This window comes from Aureimonas frigidaquae, assembly GCF_001463905.1.
Lineage (GTDB): Bacteria > Pseudomonadota > Alphaproteobacteria > Rhizobiales > Rhizobiaceae > Aureimonas > Aureimonas frigidaquae.
In genome coordinates, this window is sequence record NZ_BBWR01000025.1 from 1 (window position 1) to 1,239 (window position 1,239).

1 protein-coding gene is annotated in these 1,239 nt (G+C 64.5%); it reads left to right on the forward strand.

Going from position 1 to position 1,239, the window contains the following annotated elements; all coding sequences use genetic code 11:
* Positions 1-1,175 (forward strand): elongation factor Tu (gene tuf / locus AUL30_RS19130; RefSeq protein ID WP_062229511.1); only part of this gene is annotated, 1,175 nt, incomplete at its 5' end.
* Positions 1,176-1,239 lie beyond the last annotated feature (64 nt).

Consider the following 1,239-nt stretch of genomic DNA (forward strand, 5'->3'; position numbering starts at 1 on the left):
TGGCCAAGAGCAAATTCGAGCGGACGAAGCCGCACGTGAACATTGGAACGATTGGTCACGTTGACCATGGGAAGACGTCGCTGACGGCGGCGATCACGAAGTACTTCGGCGAGTTCCGCGCCTATGACCAGATTGACGCGGCGCCTGAAGAGAAGGCTCGCGGCATCACGATCTCGACGGCGCACGTTGAGTACGAGACGGCTGCGCGTCACTATGCGCACGTGGATTGCCCGGGCCATGCCGACTACGTGAAGAACATGATCACGGGTGCAGCGCAGATGGACGGCGCGATCCTGGTTTGCTCGGCGGCGGACGGCCCGATGCCGCAGACGCGCGAGCACATCCTCCTGGCGCGCCAGGTTGGCGTTCCGGCGATCGTCGTGTTCCTGAACAAGGTCGACCAGGTGGACGACGCGGAGCTCCTGGAGCTGGTGGAGCTCGAGGTTCGCGAGCTTCTGTCGAGCTACGACTTCCCGGGCGACGACATTCCGATCGTGAAGGGCTCGGCTCTCGCGGCTCTGGAAGATTCGGACAAGACGATCGGCGAAGACGCAGTGCGTGAGCTGATGGCGGCGGTCGACGCCTACATCCCGACGCCGGAGCGCCCGATCGATCAGCCGTTCCTGATGCCGATCGAAGACGTGTTCTCGATCTCGGGCCGCGGCACGGTGGTGACGGGTCGCGTGGAGCGCGGCGTCGTGAAGGTTGGCGAGGAAGTCGAGATCGTCGGCATCCGCGACTCCAAGAAGACGACGGTGACGGGCGTCGAGATGTTCCGCAAGCTCCTGGACCAGGGCCAGGCTGGCGACAACATCGGCGCGCTGATCCGCGGCGTGGATCGTGAAGGCGTCGAGCGCGGTCAGGTCCTGTGCAAGCCGGGTTCGGTGAAGCCGCACACGAAGTTCAAGGCCGAGGCCTACATCCTGACGAAGGAAGAGGGCGGCCGTCATACGCCGTTCTTCACGAACTACCGTCCGCAGTTCTACTTCCGCACGACGGATGTGACGGGCGTCGTGACGCTTCCGGAAGGTACGGAGATGGTGATGCCGGGCGACAGCGTGACGATGGATGTCACGCTGATCGTTCCGATCGCGATGGAAGAGAAGCTGCGCTTCGCAATTCGCGAAGGCGGCCGCACCGTCGGCGCCGGCATCGTCTCGGCCATCGTCGAGTAACGATAGAAGATGGACGGCTTCGGCCGGGCCTGCCGCCTTCGGGTGACAGGCCGGCCGGGGCCGG